Here is an 18,879-nt window from a genome sequence, read left to right on the forward strand (position 1 = left end):
CGCGCCGCTCTCGGTAGGCTGGTCCCCGTGGCGGCACGAGACAGCGACATCACCCCGGTCGTCGAGGACTACCTCAAGGTCGTCTGGTCGGCAGGGGAGTGGGCCGAGACCCGCGTGACGACGAAGCTCCTCGCGGAGCGTCTCGGGGTCGGTCCGTCGACCGTCTCGGAGAACGTTCGGCGCATGGTCGGCCTGGGGCTGCTCGACCACGAGCCGTACGGCGCGATCGCGCTCACGCCCGAGGGTGAGCGGCTCGCGGTCGGCATGGTGCGCCGGCACCGACTCATCGAGACGTACCTCGTCGAGCGGCTCGGCTACGCGTGGGACGAGGTGCACGACGAGGCCGAGGTGCTCGAGCACGCGGTGTCCGACCTCATGCTCGCGCGCATCGACGCGGCGCTCGGGCACCCGCGTCGCGACCCGCACGGCGACCCGATCCCCACGGTCGACGGTGAGCTGCCGGCGGCGGACGCGTGCACGCTCGCTGATCTCGCGACGGGCGTCGCGGGTGTCGTCGTCCGCATCTCGGACGCCGACCCGGCGCTCCTGCGCTGGTTCACCGAGCTGGGGCTCGGGCTCGACGCGCGGGTCGAGGTCGTCGCGCTGCGGGAGTTCGCGGGGACCGTGACGGTCGCGTGGACACGGCCCGACGGGACGACGTCGGAGGCGGCGCTCGGCCTGCCGGCGGCGCGTTCCGTATGGGTCGCCGAGGGCTGACGCCCAGGCGTCTCCCAGGTCCCGGTGGGACGTTCGTCCCAGGCCGTGCCATAGTGCGTGCGAACCTGCTTCGAACCCGGAGGACACCGTGGCCGACACCGACCTCGACAGCGCGTACGACGCCGCCCCCACGGTGGTGTCGCGCCCGCTCACCGATCGCAGCCTCGGCCTCGTGCTCCTGCTCGGCGGCCTCGTCGGTCTCGTGGGGTCCGCGGCGCTCGCGATCGAGCGGTACCTCACGCTCGTCGACCCCAACCACCAGCCGAGCTGCTCGATCAACGGGCTGCTCACGTGCAGCCCCGCGATGGCCTCGCCCGCGGGGAGCCTGCTCGGCTTCCCCAACCCGTACCTCGGCCTCGGAGCGTTCTCCGTCGTCATGACGGTCGGCGTCGTCCTCCTCGTCGCGCCCGGCGTCGCGCTGCCCCGGTGGTTCTGGCGGGCGTTCCTCGCGGTCGCGACCGCCGGCACGGGGCTCGTCGTCTTCCTCGTGTGGACGTCCGTCGTCGAGCTGCGCGCGCTGTGCCCGTACTGCATGGTGGTGTGGGCCGCGACGCTCCCAGTGTGGTGGTACGTCCTCGTGCGCAACGTCGAGGGAGGGTTCCTCGGAGGCTCGGGTGCCTCGACCGTCGTGCGGATGCGCGGCTGGATCCTCGCCGTCCTCTACGTCGTGCTCGCGGCGGTCGTCGTCGTGGGGCTCGGGCCGACGCTCCTCGCGACGCTCGGCTGAGCCCGGCCGGAACGGCGTCCCGGCCGACGGCGGACGGGCCGGGCGGGGCCTGTGCGCGGGTAAGATCGTCGGGTGACCGAGAACCCCACGACGCCTGATGTCACTGCCCGCACGAGCGCGGAGCCGACGTTCCGCTACACCCCGGCCCTCGCCCAGGAGATCGAGCTCCGCTGGCAGGACCGCTGGGCCGCGCGCGGCACGTTCTTCGCGGCCGACCCGGTCGGCGGGCTCCCGGACGGTGACGGCAACTTCGCCGACCCGTCCTCGTCCTCGTTCTTCGTCATGGACATGTTCCCGTACCCGTCGGGCGCGGGCCTGCACGTCGGGCATCCGCTCGGCTACATCGCGACCGACGTCACGGCGCGCTTCCGGCGCATGTGCGGCGACAACGTCCTCCACGCCCTCGGCTTCGACGCATTCGGGCTGCCAGCAGAGCAGTACGCCGTGCAGACGGGTCAGCACCCGCGCGTGACGACCGAGGCGAACATCGCGAACATGCAACGTCAGCTGCGTCGCCTGGGCCTCGCGCACGACCCGCGCCGCTCGTTCGCGACGACCGACTCCGACTACGTCCGGTGGACGCAGTGGATCTTCCTGCAGATCTTCGACTCGTGGTACGACGCGGACGCCGTGCGTCCTGACGGCGGCACGGGTCGCGCCCGGCCGATCGCCGAGCTCGAGGCCGAGTACGCGGCGGGCACGCGCGCGCTGCCCGACGGCCGCGCGTGGGCCGACCTCTCGGCGTCGGAGCGCCGTGCTGCTCTCAACGATCAGCGGCTCGCCTACGTCTCGGACTCGCCCGTCAACTGGTGCCCGGGCCTCGGCACGGTCCTCGCGAACGAGGAGGTCACGGCGGACGGCCGCTCGGAGCGCGGCAACTTCCCCGTGTTCCAGCGCAACCTGCGCCAGTGGAACATGCGCATCACGGCGTACTCCGACCGCCTCGCGGACGACCTCGACCTCATCGACTGGCCCGAGAAGGTCCGTTCGATGCAGCGCAACTGGATCGGGCGTTCGCACGGCGCCAAGGTGAGGTTCGCGATCGAGGGCGGCCAGGAGGTCGAGGTCTTCACGACCCGCCCCGACACGCTGTTCGGCGCGACCTTCATGGTCGTCGCGCCTGAGCACCCGCTGCTCGATGAGGTTCCCGCGGAGTGGCCCGACGGCACGCGCGACACGTGGACGGGTGGCCACGCGAGCCCCGTCGAGGCGGTCGCCGCCTACCGTGCCGAGTCGGCCGCGAAGACGGCCGTCGAGCGCCAGGCGGACGCGGGTCGCAAGACCGGCGTCTTCACGGGCCACCTCGCGGTCAACCCCGTCAACGGCGCGCTCCTGCCGGTCTTCACGGCCGACTACGTCCTCATGGGCTACGGCACGGGCGCGATCATGGCCGTCCCCGGCGGGGACGAGCGCGACTACGCGTTCGCGCAGGCCTTCGACGTGCCGGTCATCTACACGGTCGACGCCCCCGAGGGAACGCCGGACGGTGCGCGCACGGGCGACGGCGCGATCATCAACTCCTCGAACGACACGATCTCGCTCGACGGTCTCTCTGTGCCGGAGGCGAAGGCCGCGATGACGGCGTGGCTCGTCGAGCGGGGCCTCGGCGAGGCCACGACGACGTATCGGCTGCGCGACTGGCTCTTCAGCCGCCAGCGCTACTGGGGCGAGCCGTTCCCCGTCGTCTACGGCGACGACGACCAGCCCATCGCGCTGCCGGTCTCGATGCTGCCCGTCGACCTCCCCGAGGTGCCCGACTACGCGCCGCGCACGTACGCGGCCGACGACGCCGCGTCGTCGCCCGAGCCGCCGCTCGGCCGTAACGAGGACTGGGTCAACGTGACCCTCGACCTCGGCGAGGGCCCCCGGCAGTACCGCCGCGACACGAACACCATGCCGAACTGGGCGGGCTCGTGCTGGTACTACCTGCGCTACCTCGACCCGACGAACGCCGACGCGATGGTCTCCGCGGAGCTCGAGCGCTACTGGCTCGGCCCCGAGCACAACGCGACGGCGGGCGAGGCCGGCGGCGTCGACCTCTACGTCGGCGGCGTCGAGCACGCGGTGCTCCACCTGCTCTACGCACGCTTCTGGCACAAGGTGCTCTTCGACCTCGGCCATGTCTCGGGCGCGGAGCCGTTCCACAAGCTCTTCAACCAGGGCTATATCCAGGCCTACGCGTACACGGACGAGCGCGGAGCGTACGTTGACGCGTCGACCGTCACCGAGGAGACCGGCCCCGACGGCACGGTGCGGTACGTCGCGAACGGCGTCGAGGTCCAGCGTGAGTACGGCAAGATGGGCAAGTCCCTCAAGAACGTCGTCACGCCCGACGAGATGTACGAGGCGTACGGCGCCGACACGTTCCGTGTCTACGAGATGGCCATGGGCCCGCTCGACCTCTCGCGCCCCTGGAACACGCGCGACGTCGTCGGCTCGCAGCGCTTCCTCCAGCGCTTGTGGCGCAACGTCGTCGACGAGACGACGGGCCAGGTCACGGTGACCGACGACGCCCCGAGCGAGGAGACGCTGCGCGCGCTCCACCGCGCCATCGCGGACGTCCGCGCCGAGATGGAGGGCATGCGCCCCAACACGGCGATCGCGAAGCTCATCACGCTCAACAACCACCTCACGTCGCTCGACCGCGTGCCGCGCGCGGCCGCCGAGGCCATCGTCCTCATGGTCGCGCCGCTCGCACCGCACGTCGCGGAGGAGCTGTGGGAGCGGCTCGGCCACGAGCGCTCGCTCGCGCACGAGCCCTTCCCGACGGCCGACGAGGCCTACCTCGTCGAGGAGACCGTCACGTGCGTCGTCCAGGTCCAGGGCAAGGTGCGTGCGCGCCTCGAGGTGCCGCCGACGATCTCGGACACCGACCTCGAGGCGGCGGCGCTCGCCGACCCGGCGGTCGTGCGCTTCCTCGACGGCCGTGAGGTCCGCAAGGCCGTCGTCCGCGCCCCCAAGCTCGTCAACCTCGTCGTCTGACAGTGACGACCGGCACCCCGAGCGCCGGCGTGGGCGGTGCGCTCGCCGCCGTGCAGCGGACGTTCGCGAGCCCGACGCTCGCGCTCCTGCACAAGGCGAGCGCGCCGTTCGTCGTCGCCGTCTTCGAGACAGTCTTCGTGCCCGGCCGCGGCGCGGTCGGCGCCGACGCGATGCACCTCGAGGTCGCGCAGCTTCTCGCCGATCTGCGCTCGGCGGGCGTCGAGGGCGTGCCCGGCGAGGCCGCGCGCGTCCTGTGCTCGCGCTGGGTGCGGGAGCGTTGGCTCATCCGGGACGTCGACGACGCGACGGGGGAGCAGTACCGGCTCACGTCGAGCGCCCAGGAGGCCCTCGAGTTCGTGCGCCGCGCGGGCGGCGCCCGCGCGCTCGTCTCGGAGTCACGCATCCGCACGCTCCTCGACGCGGTCGAGCGGGCCGCGCACGACGCGAACCCGGACCGTGAGGCCCGCGTCGCGGCGCTCGACCAGCAGATCGCGCGGCTCACGGCCGAGCGGGACCGGCTCGCACACGGCGGCGAGGTCCCGGCGACATCGTCGGAACGCATGGAGGAGCAGGTCGACCACGTCCTCATGCTCGTGCGCGAGCTCCCGAGCGACTTCGCGCGCGTCGCGGAGTCCATCAAGGCGCTGCAGCGGTCGATCATCGGGCAGCTGCGCGCGGACGAGCGGCCGACGGGCGAGGTGCTCGAGGAGTACCTCACGGCGTCCGAGAACCTCATGGAGAACACGCCCGAGGGCCGCGCGTTCCTCGGCGCGATGGAGCTGCTCGGCGACCCCGAGCTCGTCGCGTCGCTCGACGCGCACCTCGCGACCGTCCTGCGCCACCCGTTCGCGCAGCACGTCGACCGCGCGCAGCGCGCCGCCTTCCGCTCGATCCGGTCGCAGGTCGTCGAGGCTCTCGAGGTCGTCCAGACCGAGCAGGCGCGCGCGACGCGCACGCTCACCGCGCAGGTCCGTCAGCGCGACCCGCTGCGCGACCGCGAGCTCGACCATGCGATCCGTGACGCGGTCAACGCGCTCACCGCGTGGTTCCCGGTCGCGGGCCGGGGTGCGCGCGTCGAGCCGCTCACGTGGCTCGGCCGCACACGCCTGGGCCGCCTGCGGACGACGCTCCACGACCTGCGTCCCGAGGCTCCTCCTGCGGCTCTCGCCCAGGCGGTGCCCGACGACCTCCCCGCGACCGATCTCGCCGAGATCCGCGCGATGGGCGGCCCGCAGACGGGCCTCCTCGCGGAGCACGTCTCCGTGCTGACCTCGGACGGCACTCCTGTCTCCGTCGCCGACGCGTTCGCGCGGGGCGACGCCGTGCTGCGCCGGCCCGTCGAGCTGCTCGGCTACTACGAGCTCGCAGCTGACGACCTGGGCGCCGACACCGGCGCGACGGACGACGACGACGGCTCCGACGCCGTCGAGCGCGTCACCGCCGTGCGCGCGGACGGCTCGACCCGTGACTTCCTCGTGCCGCGCATCCTGCTCGCGGCCCCGACCGACCCTGCCGACGGAGGCATCTCATGACGACCGACGAGGCCTTCGTCGACCAGGTGGCGATGGAGGAGGACACGCCCGTCCTCTTCGACGGCGACACGGGTCAGCTCCCGCTCGTCACGCGTCGCGCGCTCGCGCTCCTGCTGCGCTCGCGCTACGTCGCGGCCGCGGACCACCCGGCCGAGTGGCGGGCGATCCTCTCCGACCAGGACGTCCTCGAGTCGCGTCTCCACGACATGTTCCTCCAGCTCGTCGTCGACCGTGACGACGAGATCGCGTACAAGACGCAGGTGCGCTCCGACGGCCTGCAGATCCCCGTGCTCCTCAAGGAGGAGCCGTACCGCCGCGTCGAGACGCTCATGATGGTCTTCCTGCGGGGTGCCTACCGCCAGCAGCGCAACGCGGGCGAGCGTGCCGCGTACGTCGATGCGGAGGATCTCGTCGAGTACGCGCTGAGCTTCCTCGCGCACGGCGAGACGAACCTCGCGGCTCGACGCAAGGAGGCCGAGAACGCGCTCACCACCCTCGTGCGCGAGCGGGTGCTCGTCGAGGAGAGCGAGGGCCGCTTCCGCGTCCTGCCGATCATCGAGGTGCTCTTGCCCGTCGACCGCCTCCAGGAGCTCACGCGCTGGCTGCGCGAGGGTGGTGTCGCGTCGTCGGCGGAGGAGACCGAGGACGTCGTGCCCGACTCCCCGGAGCTCGACGCCCCGGAGCCCGAGGGCGCGGCGGCGCCGGTCGACGTGCCGACGCTCGCCGACGCGGCCCGTGAGCCCGACGACGACAGCGCTGACGACGACTCTGAGGAGACCCCGGCATGAGCAGCATGAGCCAGACCCTCTTCGGGCTCGTCCCGACGTCCTCGACGGGCCAGCAGTGGATCGCCCGGTCGATGCAGCTCATCAACTGGGGCGGCTACGACGGCTATCACGACGTCGCGCTCGCCTCGACGGCGACCCTGCTCTCGGGCGGGTCGGGCACGGGCAAGTCGACGCTCCTCGACGCGTACATCGCGCTCACCATGACGCACACGACGCCGTTCAACGGCGCGTCGAACGCGGCGTCGAGCGGGCGTGCGCGCGGCCCCGAGCAGCGCAACGTCATCTCCTACGTGCGCGGCAAGCTCGACGAGGCACGTGTCACGGGCACGGACGCGTCGCGCGACGCCGTCCTGCGTGGCGACACTTCCGACACGTGGTCGGCGCTCGCCATGACGTGGGCCGACCAGACGGGCCGCACGTTCACGGCTGTCCGCGCGTACTACGTGCCCCGCGGTGCCACCCGCAACGACGAGTGCGTGCTCGTCCGCGCGACGTACGACGGCGAGCTCGACCTGCGGGTCCTCGAGCCGGCGGCGGCCGCACGTTTTGCGCGGCCGAGCCTCACGGCGATGGGACTCGACCTTTACGACACGGACGTCGCATTCACGACCCGACTGCACTCCGCGCTCGGCATCGGCGCGGCGGGCGACGGCGCGAAGGCCATGGCGCTCCTCGCACGCATCCAGGCGGGTCAGCAGATCACGACGGTCGACGCCCTCTACAAGGCGATGGTCCTCGAGGAGCCCGAGACGCTTGCCCGCGCGACGGAGGCCGTCGAGCACTTCGACGAGCTGAGCGAGGTGCGCGAGGAGATGCTCACCGCGCAGCGCCAGCTCGAGCTGCTCGCACCCATGACCGAGCTGCGCTCACGCGTCGACCAGGCCCGCTCCGACCTCGGCGCGGTCGATGGTCTCGGGCTCGAGGCGACCGCCGAGGGCGGCACGCCTTTCCAGCACTGGCACGACACCCGCCGCCTCGCGCTCGCCCGCGCGCAGGAGCGTGCGAACCGCGAGGACCACGCGGTCGTCGAGGCCCGCCGCGTGTCACTCGACGCGCAGGTGCTCGTCGCGGAGCGCGAGCTCGAGGAGGTGCGCGACTCCCAGCGCCGCAACGGCGGCGACGAGATCAACCGGCTCGAGCGTGAGGTCGTCGCGCTCGAGGACGCGCTCGGCCAGGTCGAGGCGCGTCATGCGGCCTTCGAACGGCACCGGAGGGTGCTCGACATCGAGGTCGAGGGCAAGGGCGACTTCGAGCGGCTGCGCCGTGAGGCGAGCACGTTCGTCGCGGACCGTGAGACGCAGCAGCGGGCGCTCGGCGAGCAGGTGTTCGCGGCGCGCACGGAGCTTGCCTCCGTAGAGCAGTCGCTCGCCGCGCTCGAGCGCGAGAAGACGTTCCTCGCCGGACGCCGGTCCAACGTGCCCGAGGGCGAGGACCTCGCGCGGCGCGCTCTCGCCGAGGCTGCGGGCCTCGACCCCGCCGACCTGCCGTTCGTCGCCGAGCTCATGGACGTGCGCCCCGAGTATGAGCCGTGGCGTTCCGCGATCGGGCAGGCGCTCGGCGGGTTCGCGCTCACGCTCCTCGTCGACTCCGCCGACCTTCCCGCGTTCCGCCGGGCGATCAACAACGTCCGCACCGAGCGTCGCGTGCGCTTCGAGGGCGTCCCCACGGGCAGGCCCGTCGAGGAGCAGACCGACCGGACGCTCCTCGACGGTCGCCTCGAGCTGCGGCACGGCCCGTTCACGGGCTGGCTCGCCGAGACGCTCGCGCAGCGCTTCTCGTACGTGTGCGTTGACGACGCGGCCGAGCTCGGTCGCCACCGGCGGGCGCTCACGCGCACGGGCCAGACGAGCGACGGCCAGCGTGGCGCGCACGGCGGCCGCGCCGGGCGTTCCGTGCTCGGCTTCTCCTCCGATCGGCGGATCGCCGAGCTCGACGAGGCGCGCCGCGAGGCCGAGGTCGAGCGCGCCCGCGCCCGACGCGCCGTCGAGGAGGCGCTCGCCGACGAGGCCGGCTTCACCGACCGTTTCGCGGCGTCGCGTGCGGTGGGGGAGTTCACGTGGGACGAGATCGACGTGCGCGGTGCGGCACGGCTCCTCGAGGAGCGCCGGGCGCGGCTCGACGCCGTCGTCGCCGGCTCCGACGTCCTGCGTTCGCTGCGCGAGGACGAGCATCGCGTCTCCACCCGGCTGCGCGGGCTCCGCGAGGAGCACGCGCGCACGGGCGTCGAGCTCGAGTCGCTCGAACGCCGGTGGAGTGACCTCACGGACGAGGTCGACGCGCTCGGCGACAGCCTCGCCGCGCTCGAGGACGCGGGCATCGTCGCGAGTGACGAGCAGGTGGCGCTCCTCGACGAGGCACTCGCAGCCTCGCCGCAGAAGGGCGCGGACCTCCGCGCGTTCACCGCAGCCGTCGCCGGCCTCCAGCGGGACCTCGTCCACCGGCGCGAGCTGGCGACGCACGACCTCGCGGCCGCCCGTGAGGGCCTCGCGTCGATCTTCTTGCGGTTCCAGGAGCAGTGGCCCAACCCCAACCTCGGCACGGACCCGGACACGTCGTACGACGACTACCGGCGCATCCACGACGACATCGCGCGCGAGCGCATGTATGCGCTGCAGGAGCGGTGGAGCCGCGCGATCTCACGCCTCTCGGGCCGTGACCTCACGATGCTCAACACGGCGATCGAGCAGGCCGTCGCCGAGATCCGCACGCGTATGGAGCCCGTCAACGACATCCTCGCGCAGCTGCCGTTCCACGACGACGACCACCGTCTGCGCATCACCGCGCGCGTCACCGAGGCGGCCGACGTCACATCGTTCCGTCGTGACCTGCGGACCCTCGCCAAGGAGGCGTCGGCCGACGGCACCCCTGCCGAGCGTGAGCGCCGCTACGCGCGCATGGCGCGCCTGCTCGCACGCATCCGCCCCGAGAGCCCCGAGCGGCGGCGGCTCGTCGACGTGCGCGAGCACGTGCGGATCTCCGCGGAGTGCATCGACCTCGACGGCAACCACGTCTCCGTCTACGACCACATCGCCGGCAAGTCCGGCGGTGAGTCCCAGGAACTCGTCGCGTTCATCGTCGGGGCGGCGCTGCGCTACCAGCTCGGTGACGCGGACGCGGCCCGGCCGCGGTACGCGCCCGTGTTCCTCGACGAGGCGTTCATCAAGGCTGACTCGCGCTTCGCGGGACGCGCCGTGGGTGCATGGCGCGGGCTCGGCTTCCAGCTCATCATCGGTGCGCCCCTCGACAAGGTCGCGGCGCTCGAGCCGCACGTGGACCTCGTCCTCCAGGCGGTCAAGGACGCCTCGGGGCGTTCCCGTATCCGCTGGGTTGCGGGCGCGGAGACGGTCGACGCGGGCTGACGGCACGCCCACCCGCAAGTTTGTGCCGTACCCGCAAGTTCAGACCTGCGGGTACGGCACAAACTTGCGGGTCGACGGAGGGGTTGCGAGACGGAGCGCTCAGCGGCGCTTGCGCGTGCCGAAGATCGTGCGCGTGATCTCGCGGCCCAGCTGCGTTCCGGCGGAGCGGACGAGCGACTCGAGGCCCTTCTCGATCGAGCTCTTCTGCGTGCGTGACGTGCCTCCGGAGCGGCTCGTGCCGCGGTGCGCGTCCCTCTCGAGGCGGGCGCGCATGCGCTCGAGCTCGGCGGCCTGCTTCTTCGCCTCACGCTCGGCCTCGGCGGCGGCCCTGGCCTCGGCCTTCGCCTGCTCGGCCGCGAGCTTCTCGGCGGCCGCCGCCTGCTCCTTCGCGAGCTTGTCGGCCTCGGCCTGCGCGCGGTCGGCGGCGACGCGGGCCTCGAGGAGCTCGTACGCGGACTCGTTGTCGATCGGCGTTCCGTACCGCGCGTTCGACGGCGATGCCGCGACGAGGGCCTCGAGGGTCGCGGCCGGCGCCGGGTCCATCGACCCCTGCGGCGCGCGCAGACGCGTCCACGCGACGGGCGTCGGAGCGCCCTTCTCCGTGAGGACCGTGACGATCGCCTCGCCCGTGCCAAGCTCCTGGAGGAGCCGCTCGAGGTCGTACTCGCTCGTCGGGTACGTCCGCGCGGCGGCACGCAGCGCAGCCGCGTCGTCGGGCGTGAACGCGCGCAGCGCGTGCTGGACCCGGTTGCCGAGCTGAGCGAGCACGTCGGCGGGGACGTCCTTGGGACTCTGGGTGACGAAGAAGACGCCGACGCCCTTCGACCGGATGAGCCGCACCGTCTGGACGACCTGCGCGAGGAAGTCCTTCGACGCGCCGTTGAAGAGCAGATGCGCCTCGTCGAAGAAGAACACGAGGCGCGGCTTGTCGACGTCCCCGACCTCGGGCAGCTCGGAGAAGAGGTCGGCGAGCAGCCACATGAGGAACGTCGAGAAGAGCTGCGGACGGTCCTGGACGGCCGGGAGCTCGAGCGCGCTGATGACCCCGCGTCCGTCAGGTGCGAGACGCAGAAGGTCCGCGGTCTCGAATGCGGGCTCGCCGAAGAATGCGGCGGCGCCCTGCGCCTCGAGCCCGACGAGCTCGCGCAGCAGCACTCCCGCGGTCGCGGCCGACAGCCCACCGATGCCCTTGAGCTCGACCTTGCCCTCGTCGGAGACGAGGTAGGCGATGACGGAGCGCAGGTCCTTGAGGTCGAGCAGAGCGAGACCCTGCGTGTCCGCCCAGTGGAAGACGAGCCCGAGCGACGACTCCTGCGTCTCGTTGAGGCCGAGGACCTTCGCGAGGAGGATCGGACCGAAGTCGGTGATCGTCGTGCGGATCGGCACGCCCGTGCCGAGCCCGCCGAGCGTGTAGAGCTCGGTGGGGAACGCCGTCGGCGTCCAGTCCTGCCCGAGGCTCGACGTGCGAGCGAGAAGCTTCTCGTTGCCCGTGCCGGGTACGGCGACTCCCGAGAGGTCACCCTTGATGTCCGCGAGGAACACGGGGACGCCCGCGGTCGAGAGCTCCTCGGCCATGCCCTGGAGCGTGCGCGTCTTGCCGGTGCCGGTCGCTCCGGCGACGAGCCCGTGACGGTTGAGCATCGCGAGCGGCAGGCCGACCTGCACGGCCGGCACGGGCGTGGCCTGACCGTCGGTGTCGGCCTCGAGGAGCGCGCCCAGGCGCAGCGTCGATCCCTTGAACGTGTAGCCGTCGCGGACGGTGCGCGCCCATCCGTCGAGCCCAGGCTCCTCGACGCTCGCGTCGGTTGCTCCGGCTGGCGCGGACGGTGCCGGGTCGGCGACCGGTGCGGGCGGGACCGCAGGCTGGGGAGCGACGGCCGCCGCTGCGGTCGTGGCGCCCGTCGCCGCGGCGAGCTGCGCCTCGGCCGCCTCGAGCGCGGCCTGGGCCGCGGCGGCTCGGGCCTCGGCCGCGTCCGCGGCGGCCTGGGCGGCTGCGGCACGCAGCGCCGCGAGGTCGGTGGACGGGGCAGCGGCTTCGCTCATGCCGAGCATCCTAGAACGACCGTCCGACGTCCCGGGCGACCGACGGCGCAGCGTGCCGGGTGAGGCCGGGTTCGGAACCGCAGGTCCGCTAGTGTGCGGATCATGGCCTCCTCCCCGCGCGTGCGCGTCGTCACGGACTCGACGTGCGCGCTGCCGGCCGCTCTGGCGGCCGCGGCCGGGCTTGCGACGGTTCCGCTTCACGTCGTCGTCGACGGGGCCGAGCACCTCGAGGGGGTCGACGTCGACGACGACGCCCTCGCGGCCGCGATCGTGGCGGGCGCGCGCGTGACGACGTCGCAGCCGACGCCGGCAGCGTTCGCGCGCGTCTACGCGCGCGTCGCCGACGAGGGCGCGGCGGACGTCGTCTCGGTGCACCTCTCGGGCGAGCTCTCGGGAACAGTCCACAGCGCGGCCGCGGGTGCGGCCGGCGCGCCCGTGAACGTCCGGGTCGTCGACTCGCGCAGCGCCGCGACGGGCATGGGGTTCGCTGCGCTCGAGGCCGCACGCGCTGCGGAGCGCGGCGCCGACGCCCGCACGGTCGAGCAGGTCGCGCTGCGGGTCGCGTCCTCGGCGACGACGCTCTTCCTCGTGGGCTCGCTCGACCACCTGCGGCGCGGAGGCCGCCTGACGCGTGCCGCCGCGGCCCTCGGCAACGTCCTCGGTATGCGGCCCCTGCTCACGCTGCGTGACGGACGCATCGAGGTGCTCGCGAAGGTCCGCACGCGTGCCGCCGCGATCGACCGGCTCGTTGAGATCGCCCGTGAGGCTGCTGCCCGGGCGGCGCGGCCCCTCGTCGCGGTGCACCACCTCGACACTCCTGCCGACGCGGCGGCGCTTGCGGCACGGCTCGACGACGTCGCGTCGGAGCCGGTGCTCGTCGGGCCCGTCGGCGCCGTGCTCGGCGCGCACGTCGGTCCGGGACTGCTCGCTGTCGTCGTCGTCGACGCCGACGCGTAGGACGCCTGCCCCGTCCCGTCGAGAACCGCGGGGAGCCGCCCCGGGGCGACCTACCTGACCACAGGGACGGCGGCGTGCGTGCAGGCGCACAGAAGCGTGTGGCCGCTCGGCGCCTGAGGCCGTCATGCGGCACGGTCGTCTCATGCACGCACCGGACACCGACCCCGACCGACGCGCGGCAACAATCCCCGACGACGGGGACCCGCCCGGCGCATCCTTCCCGGACCCACCCGATCCCGACGATGTCGCAGCGTTGCGGGCACGTCTCGTCGCGGGTCGGACGGGCCGGACGCCGCGTCCGCAGCCCGCGGACCACCTCGACCCAGGCGAGCCGGTCGCACGAGGGCGCACCGCGTGGGCCGTGACGGCACGGTCGGTCGTCGTCGGGGTCGTCGTCGTCGCCGTGCTCGCCGCTGCGCTCGTCGTGCGGGCTCTCGGATCGACGCCCGGCGAAGTCATGCCGTTGCCCGCCGCCGGACCTGCCGCGCTCTCGCCCGACAGCAGCCCGGCGGGCCCCTCCGACGAGCACGCCGGGCCCACGCCCTCGCCCGCTTCCGTGCAGGGTCTCGTCGTCCACGTCGTCGGCCGGGTCGCTCGCCCGGGCGTCGTCACACTCGCCGCCGGGGCGCGGGTCGCCGATGCCGTCGAGGCCGCGGGCGGACTGCGCCGGGACGCTGACGTCACGCACGTCAACCTCGCTCGACCTGTCGCGGACGGCGAACAGATCCTCGTTCCGCGACGGGGCGAGGACCCACCCCCGCCGAGCCCCGGTACTTCGGCTGCTCCCGGCAAGGTCGACCTCAACGTCGCGGACGTCGCCGCGCTCGATGCCCTGCCCGGTATCGGTCCCGTCCTCGCGCAGCGCATCGTCGACCACCGTGAGCAGCACGGGCCGTTCCCTGACGTCGCGTCGCTCTCGGACGTACCGGGCATCGGGCCCGCCCTCGAGCGCAGGCTCGCGGACCTCGTGACCGTCGGGTGACGCGCACCGACGTGCGGCTCGTCCCGCTCGCGGTCACCGTGTGGCTCACGGCCGCGGCGCTTGTCGGGCGCACCGTCCCGGCGGTCGTCGTCGCAGGGGTCGCGGCGCTCGCTGCTACGGCGGCTCTCGCGCGGGCGCGTCGGCGGCGGGCGCGTCGCGCCGGTCGTACGGCGCTGCCGGGTGTCGTCCTGTGCCTCGTCGGCGTGGTCGCGGTCGCGGGCGTCGTCGCCGCGGACGCCCGCGCGGCACGCTCGCAGCTGCTTGCCGAGGCCGCGCACGTGGGAACACGGGTGACGGTCGACGTGCTCGTCGTGGGGGAGCCGCGCGCCCTGCCGAGCACGTGGGGAGGTCCGGCCCGGTACGCGGTCGACGTCCGGGTCGAGCAGGTCCGCGTCGCCGACGACCACGGGCACGGCGTCGGAGCGCTCTCCGAGACGATCGCGGTCCCCGCTTCGCTCGTCGGCGCCCGCTGGCAGGACGTCGTCGTCGGCGAGCGGACCTCGACGACCGTCGCCGTCGCGGCGCGCGGACACGACGGACGGCGCGCCCGCTACGACCTGCGCGGAGCCACCGCGCCGCGACCGGTCGCTCCTGCGAGCGCGCCACGTCGCATCGCCCACGGGCTGCGCACCGGCCTGCGTGGCGCCGTCGTCGGGCTGCCGCCCGACGCGGCCGGACTCGTCCCGGGCATCGCCGTCGGTGACACGAGCGCGGTGCCCGACGACCTCGTCGACGCGATGCGGACGACGGGGCTCACGCACCTCACCGCAGTCTCGGGAGCGCACTTCTCGCTCGTCGGGGCGCTCGTCCTCGCCGCGACGGCCGCGCTGCGCGTGCCGCGGGTCCCGCGTGTCGTCGGCACCGTGGCCGTTCTTGCGGGGCTCGTCCTGCTCGTCGGACCCGACCCGTCGGTCCTGCGGGCTGCAGGCACGGGCGCGATCGGTCTGCTCGCGCTCGCCGTCGGGCGACGGGGCGCGGCCGTGCCGGCCCTCGCGGCGGGCGTGGTCGTCCTCCTGCTGCTCGATCCGTGGCTCGCGAGGTCGGCGGGGCTCGCGCTGTCGGTCGCCGCGACCGCGGGCCTCGTCGTCGGTGGCCCGCTCGTCCTGGCCGGCCTCCACGGTGCCCGGCGGTGGTTGCTCGCGGCCGTCGCGGCACCTGCCCTCGCGCAGCTCGCGTGCGCACCCGTGCTCGTCCTGCTCGCGCCGAGCCTCGCGACGTGGTCGCTGCCCGCGAACGTCGTCGCGGCTCCGGTCGTCGCGCCGACGACGATCCTCGGCCTCGGAGCGACGCTCGTCGCACCGGTCTCGCCGGGAGCCGCGGTGCGGCTCGCCGGGCTCGCGGGGCACGGCGCGGGCTGGATCGCCGGGACAGCGCGGACGTTCGCCGCGTGGCCGGGCGCGAGCCTGCCGTGGCTGCCGGGAGCTGTCGGAGCGGTGCTCCTCGTGGTCGTCGAGGCGTCGCTCGTCGCGCTCGTCGTCGTGAGGGTTCGCCGGGCGCGCGGTGTCGGCGGCTCGTGGGACCCTTGAGGCATGGCCGCACGCACCACCTCCCGCAGCTCCCGTCCCGTCGCTGGTGTCGCGTGGGACGAGGTTGCGCTCGCCCCCGTCGTGCTCGTCCACGGAGCGGAGCACGTGCTCGTCGAGCGTGCCGTGCAGCGTCTGCGGTCGCTCGCGCGGGAGGCGCAGCCGGAGCTCGAGGTCGTGGAGGTCGAGGCGTCGACGTACCAGGCGGGCATGCTCGCGGTCGAGACGAGCCCGTCGCTCTTCGCGGAGCACCGCCTCGTGCTCGTGCGTGGCGCGGAGGCACTCACCGACGCCCTCATCACGGACGTCCTCGCCTACGTCGGGACTCCTGCGGCTGATGTCTGGCTCGTCGTCGAGCATCGTGGCGGCCAGCGCGGCAAGAAGTTGCTCGACGGGCTGCGGCAGGCCGGGGTGCCGGTCGCAGCGTGCGAGCCGATCAAGAAGGACTCCGACAAGGCGTCGTTCGTGAGCGCCGAGTTTCGGCGCGGCGGACGCCGTGTCGAGGCGGGGGCGGTGCGGGCGCTCGTCGAGGCTCTCGGAACCGACCTGCGCGAGCTCGCGTCGGCGTGCGACCAGCTCATGGCTGACACGACGGGCACCGTGACGGAGGCGACCGTCAGCACGTACTACGGCGGCCGCGTCGAGGCGACGGGCTTCCGTGTCGCCGACGCCGCGGTCGCGGGGGAGCGGGCGCAGGCCGTCGCGCTCCTGCGGCACGCGCTCGCGACGGGGGTCGACCCGGTGCCGATCGTCGCGGTGCTCGCGCTCAAGCTCCGTCAGCTCGCGAAGGTTGCCGCGATGCGTGGCCGGGGTGGCGTGAGCGCCTCCGAGCTCGGCCTCGCACCGTGGCAGGTCGATCGTGCACGCAAGGACCTGCAGCGGTGGACCCCGGAAGGGCTTGCCGCCGCGATCACGGCGGTGGCCGACGCGGACGCCGAGGTCAAGGGTCAGGGCCGGGACCCGGTCTTCGCGGTCGAGCGCGCTGTGCTGCGGATCTGCGCCGCGTCGCGCGGCTGAGCGTGGGGCCCGAGTCCCGACCGGTCGTGTATCGGGACGTCTGACGTGCACGGATCCGCCAGCGACGGCTCGGTGGCGAGCAGGACAAATGGTGGGGCGGAGGGACGACGACGGCGCCGCACCCGAGGGTGCGACGCCGTCGAAGCTTCACGTGTCGGTGCCGAAGCACCGCAGACGCGTCAGAGAGCGTTGACCGCCTTGGCGAGAGCCGACTTGCGGTTGGCAGCCTGGTTGAGGTGGATGACACCCTTCGAGACAGCCTTGTCCAGCTTCTTCGACGCAGCGACGAGGGCGGCCGCAGCGGCCTCCTTGTCGCCAGCCGTCACGGCCTCGCGAACCTTGCGGGTGAAGGTCCGGAGCTCGGCCTTGACAGCCTTGTTACGCAGACGCGCCTTCTCATTGGTGCGGTTGCGCTTGATCTGGGACTTGATGTTCGCCACGTGTGGACTTTCTGGTGTGTTCGCCCGAGGGCGAGCGGATAGGTCGTAGAGAGCGGCTCCGACGCCGGGACTGGGGTGGGGAACCCGTGGTGAGGCGCCAGAACGGTGCCCGCCGACCTGGGCGGACACGCAGGGGCCCACGCTACCAGCGCGGAGGGTCGACGGTCGAGGTGCCCGGAACGTGTCGCGCGGCACGCAGACCGCCACGTGACGATTCTCAGAGGCTCCCGACGACCTTGTCGAACGTCGGGCGGTCCATGATCGCGCCCTCGCGCCGCACCGCGACGGGATCGAGCCGCAGGACGCGGTCGAGCCGCACCTCGGACTCGCGCCCGCGGGCGTCCCACGGTCCGGACCCGATGTCCATCCAGCGAGGCCCGTCGTCACGGCGACCACGGGTGTGGTCCTTGCTCGAGAGCATGAGACCGAGCAGCCAGTCGCCGTCGTGCCCGACGACGAGGACGGGTCGGTCCTTGCCCTGGGAGTGGTCCTCCTCGTACGGCACCCACGTCCAGACGATCTCACCGGGGTCGGCGTCGCCGTCGAGCTCCGGGTTGTAGACCGGTTCGACGCGACCCCGGAAGTCGCCGGGATACCCGGAGCCGCCCGGAGCGACCGGGCCGGCCGGTGCCGACGGCCGTGCGGGACGGTCGGGGCGCGCCGGCGTCGTCGGCCGACCAGGCCGCGGCCCGGCGGAGGGCTGCCCGGCGGAGGGCTGCTGCTCCGCGGCCTCCCTGGTGCTCGTCGTCGTCCGAGTCGACGAGATGAACGACAGTGCGATGCGCGCAGCGCGCGCGAGGGTGTCCGACCACGTGCTTCTGGGCATGCCGACCAGCCTAGCGACCCGACACGCACCGGGGTGTCCTGTCCTGTTTCATGTCGTCCCGAGGGGATCGTTCCCGCATGTTCGAGCCGCAGATCGAGGCGCCTCGCCAGAATGTCGGTGGCTTGTGGGAAGATATGAACGAGTTCGGGGAAAGGGAACCCCGCGGCTCCACAACATGACCGCAGGGAAGGGTCGAGATACATGAGAAGCACGTTGACGAGGAGGAGTGCGCTCGTCGCCTCCTTTGCGCTCGTCGCAGCAGGGCTCGCGGCGACGCCCGCCGTCGCCGCCGACGCCACGACGACGAAGATCGGACCGGGGCAGATCGCGCCGGTCGAGAACGGCGACACGTACAACACGTGGCACCAGGGCAACCCGGCGGCGACCTCGGGCACCTACGCGTTCACCACGGACGGCCTGCGCCTGCGCGGCAAGAACCAGATCCTCACGGGTGACGAGGCCCTCGCGGCCAAGACCCTCGCGGGCCTCCTCGAGTCGCTCGGGGTCACGTCCGAGGGCGCCGACCCGGGCGAGCTCTGGTACCAGCTCCCGCTGTTCTACGGCGCGACCGACAATTTCACGACGCTCCGCAAGGACGTCACGTCGGACGTGGACGGCTGGACGACCTCGCGGGCCATCACGGACGCGGCCGGCGCGGAGCTCGTCGCGAAGGGCGCGACCAAGCCGCTCGCGGAGATCGTCGCGGCGATCGAGGATGCCGACGAGGCAGCCGACGACGTCACCCCGCTCGGCTACGGCGTCTACAGCGACGTCGGCTCCGATGTCACCGTGAGGACGGTGTCGATCGACGGCCGCACGACCGAGTTCGTCGCGCAGGCACCTGCCGCGTCGTCGGAGCACGTGACGGTCGGTGGCATCGCTGCGTTCCCGGAGACCGAGGAGAACTTCGGCTCCTGGCACCAGGGTCACTGGGACCCGACGAAGATCGGCACGCAGTCGTTCACGACGGACGGTCTGCGTCTGAC

14 protein-coding genes are annotated in these 18,879 nt (G+C 73.2%); 11 read left to right on the forward strand and 3 right to left on the reverse strand.

The window, feature by feature from the left end:
- Nucleotides 1–27 precede the first annotated feature (27 nt).
- The 6 genes from IGS67_RS11480 (at nucleotide 28) to IGS67_RS11505 (ending at nucleotide 10,105) form a co-directional block, all read left to right on the forward strand.
- Nucleotides 28–717 (forward strand): metal-dependent transcriptional regulator, encoded by a 690-nt coding sequence (locus tag IGS67_RS11480; protein WP_102507996.1) that lies wholly within the window; start codon nucleotides 28–30, stop codon nucleotides 715–717.
- 88 nt (nucleotides 718–805) lie between these two features.
- Nucleotides 806–1,444, forward strand: coding sequence for a vitamin K epoxide reductase family protein (locus tag IGS67_RS11485; protein ID WP_192281109.1), 639 nt, complete (start codon nucleotides 806–808; stop codon nucleotides 1,442–1,444).
- Between the two features lie 72 nt (nucleotides 1,445–1,516).
- On the forward strand, nucleotides 1,517–4,426 hold the full coding sequence (gene leuS / locus IGS67_RS11490; RefSeq protein WP_192281112.1) for a leucine--tRNA ligase: 2,910 nt from the start codon (nucleotides 1,517–1,519) through the stop codon (nucleotides 4,424–4,426).
- Nucleotides 4,427–4,428: 2 nt separating this feature from the next.
- Nucleotides 4,429–5,958 (forward strand): DUF3375 domain-containing protein, encoded by a 1,530-nt coding sequence (locus IGS67_RS11495; protein ID WP_192281114.1) that lies wholly within the window; start codon nucleotides 4,429–4,431, stop codon nucleotides 5,956–5,958.
- Nucleotides 5,955–6,746, forward strand: coding sequence for a DUF4194 domain-containing protein (locus IGS67_RS11500; RefSeq protein ID WP_192281117.1), 792 nt, complete (start codon nucleotides 5,955–5,957; stop codon nucleotides 6,744–6,746). The genes IGS67_RS11495 and IGS67_RS11500 overlap by 4 nt, the downstream gene beginning before the upstream one ends.
- The gene (locus IGS67_RS11505) at nucleotides 6,743–10,105 is read left to right on the forward strand and encodes an ATP-binding protein (RefSeq protein WP_192281119.1); all 3,363 of its coding nucleotides are present in this window, start codon (nucleotides 6,743–6,745) and stop codon (nucleotides 10,103–10,105) included. The genes IGS67_RS11500 and IGS67_RS11505 overlap by 4 nt, the downstream gene beginning before the upstream one ends.
- Nucleotides 10,106–10,204: 99 nt before the next feature.
- On the opposite strand, the gene IGS67_RS11510 is transcribed toward IGS67_RS11505, so the two are convergent.
- Nucleotides 10,205–12,148, reverse strand: a complete 1,944-nt coding sequence (locus IGS67_RS11510; protein WP_192281123.1) for a helicase HerA-like domain-containing protein — start codon at nucleotides 12,146–12,148, stop codon at nucleotides 10,205–10,207.
- Nucleotides 12,149–12,250: 102 nt separating this feature from the next.
- Here IGS67_RS11510 and IGS67_RS11515 point away from each other — a divergent pair, with 102 nt between their 5' ends.
- From IGS67_RS11515 to holA, 4 genes are all read left to right on the forward strand, one after another.
- Nucleotides 12,251–13,105 (forward strand): DegV family protein, encoded by an 855-nt coding sequence (locus tag IGS67_RS11515; protein WP_192281126.1) that lies wholly within the window; start codon nucleotides 12,251–12,253, stop codon nucleotides 13,103–13,105.
- Nucleotides 13,106–13,247: 142 nt separating this feature from the next.
- The gene (locus tag IGS67_RS14045; protein WP_192281130.1) at nucleotides 13,248–14,087 is read left to right on the forward strand and encodes a ComEA family DNA-binding protein; all 840 of its coding nucleotides are present in this window, start codon (nucleotides 13,248–13,250) and stop codon (nucleotides 14,085–14,087) included.
- Complete coding sequence (locus tag IGS67_RS14445) at nucleotides 14,084–15,613, forward strand: ComEC/Rec2 family competence protein (protein ID WP_192281133.1); 1,530 nt, start codon at nucleotides 14,084–14,086, stop codon at nucleotides 15,611–15,613. The genes IGS67_RS14045 and IGS67_RS14445 overlap by 4 nt, the downstream gene beginning before the upstream one ends.
- A gap of 3 nt (nucleotides 15,614–15,616) precedes the next feature.
- Entirely contained in the window at nucleotides 15,617–16,627 is a 1,011-nt protein-coding gene (holA, locus tag IGS67_RS11530) for a DNA polymerase III subunit delta (RefSeq protein WP_192281136.1), read from the forward strand.
- A gap of 179 nt (nucleotides 16,628–16,806) precedes the next feature.
- Here holA and rpsT read toward each other — a convergent pair whose 3' ends face one another.
- Together rpsT and IGS67_RS11540 are read right to left on the reverse strand one after the other, a co-directional pair.
- Nucleotides 16,807–17,067: a 30S ribosomal protein S20 gene (gene rpsT, locus IGS67_RS11535; protein ID WP_102508013.1), complete on the reverse strand. Its 261-nt coding sequence runs from the start codon at nucleotides 17,065–17,067 to the stop codon at nucleotides 16,807–16,809.
- A 217-nt stretch (nucleotides 17,068–17,284) separates the two neighbouring features.
- Nucleotides 17,285–17,893 carry a type II toxin-antitoxin system PemK/MazF family toxin gene (locus IGS67_RS11540; protein WP_192281139.1) on the reverse strand — a complete coding sequence of 203 codons (609 nt, stop codon included), beginning with the start codon at nucleotides 17,891–17,893 and terminating at the stop codon, nucleotides 17,285–17,287.
- A gap of 201 nt (nucleotides 17,894–18,094) precedes the next feature.
- Between IGS67_RS11540 and IGS67_RS11545 the strand changes: the two genes are divergently transcribed.
- Nucleotides 18,095–18,879: hypothetical protein (locus IGS67_RS11545; RefSeq protein ID WP_192281142.1), on the forward strand; the 785-nt coding region annotated here is incomplete at its 3' end.

Origin of the sequence: Flavimobilis rhizosphaerae, assembly GCF_014852685.1 — a bacterium.
In the GTDB taxonomy this organism is placed as follows: Bacteria; Actinomycetota; Actinomycetes; order Actinomycetales; family Cellulomonadaceae; genus Flavimobilis; species Flavimobilis rhizosphaerae.

Excerpts from the sequence above, each read along its gene's own strand:
- IGS67_RS11500 (WP_192281117.1), top strand. The coding sequence starts at position 5,955 with ATGACGACCGACGAGGCCTTCGTCGACCAGGTGGCGATGGAGGAGGAC.
- IGS67_RS11505 (WP_192281119.1), top strand. The coding sequence starts at position 6,743 with ATGAGCAGCATGAGCCAGACCCTCTTCGGGCTCGTCCCGACGTCCTCG.
- IGS67_RS14045 (WP_192281130.1), top strand. The coding sequence starts at position 13,248 with ATGCACGCACCGGACACCGACCCCGACCGACGCGCGGCAACAATCCCC.
- IGS67_RS11510 (WP_192281123.1), bottom strand. The coding sequence starts at position 12,148 with ATGAGCGAAGCCGCTGCCCCGTCCACCGACCTCGCGGCGCTGCGTGCC.
- holA (WP_192281136.1), top strand. The coding sequence starts at position 15,617 with ATGGCCGCACGCACCACCTCCCGCAGCTCCCGTCCCGTCGCTGGTGTC.
- IGS67_RS11515 (WP_192281126.1), top strand. The coding sequence starts at position 12,251 with ATGGCCTCCTCCCCGCGCGTGCGCGTCGTCACGGACTCGACGTGCGCG.
- IGS67_RS11540 (WP_192281139.1), bottom strand. The coding sequence starts at position 17,893 with ATGCCCAGAAGCACGTGGTCGGACACCCTCGCGCGCGCTGCGCGCATC.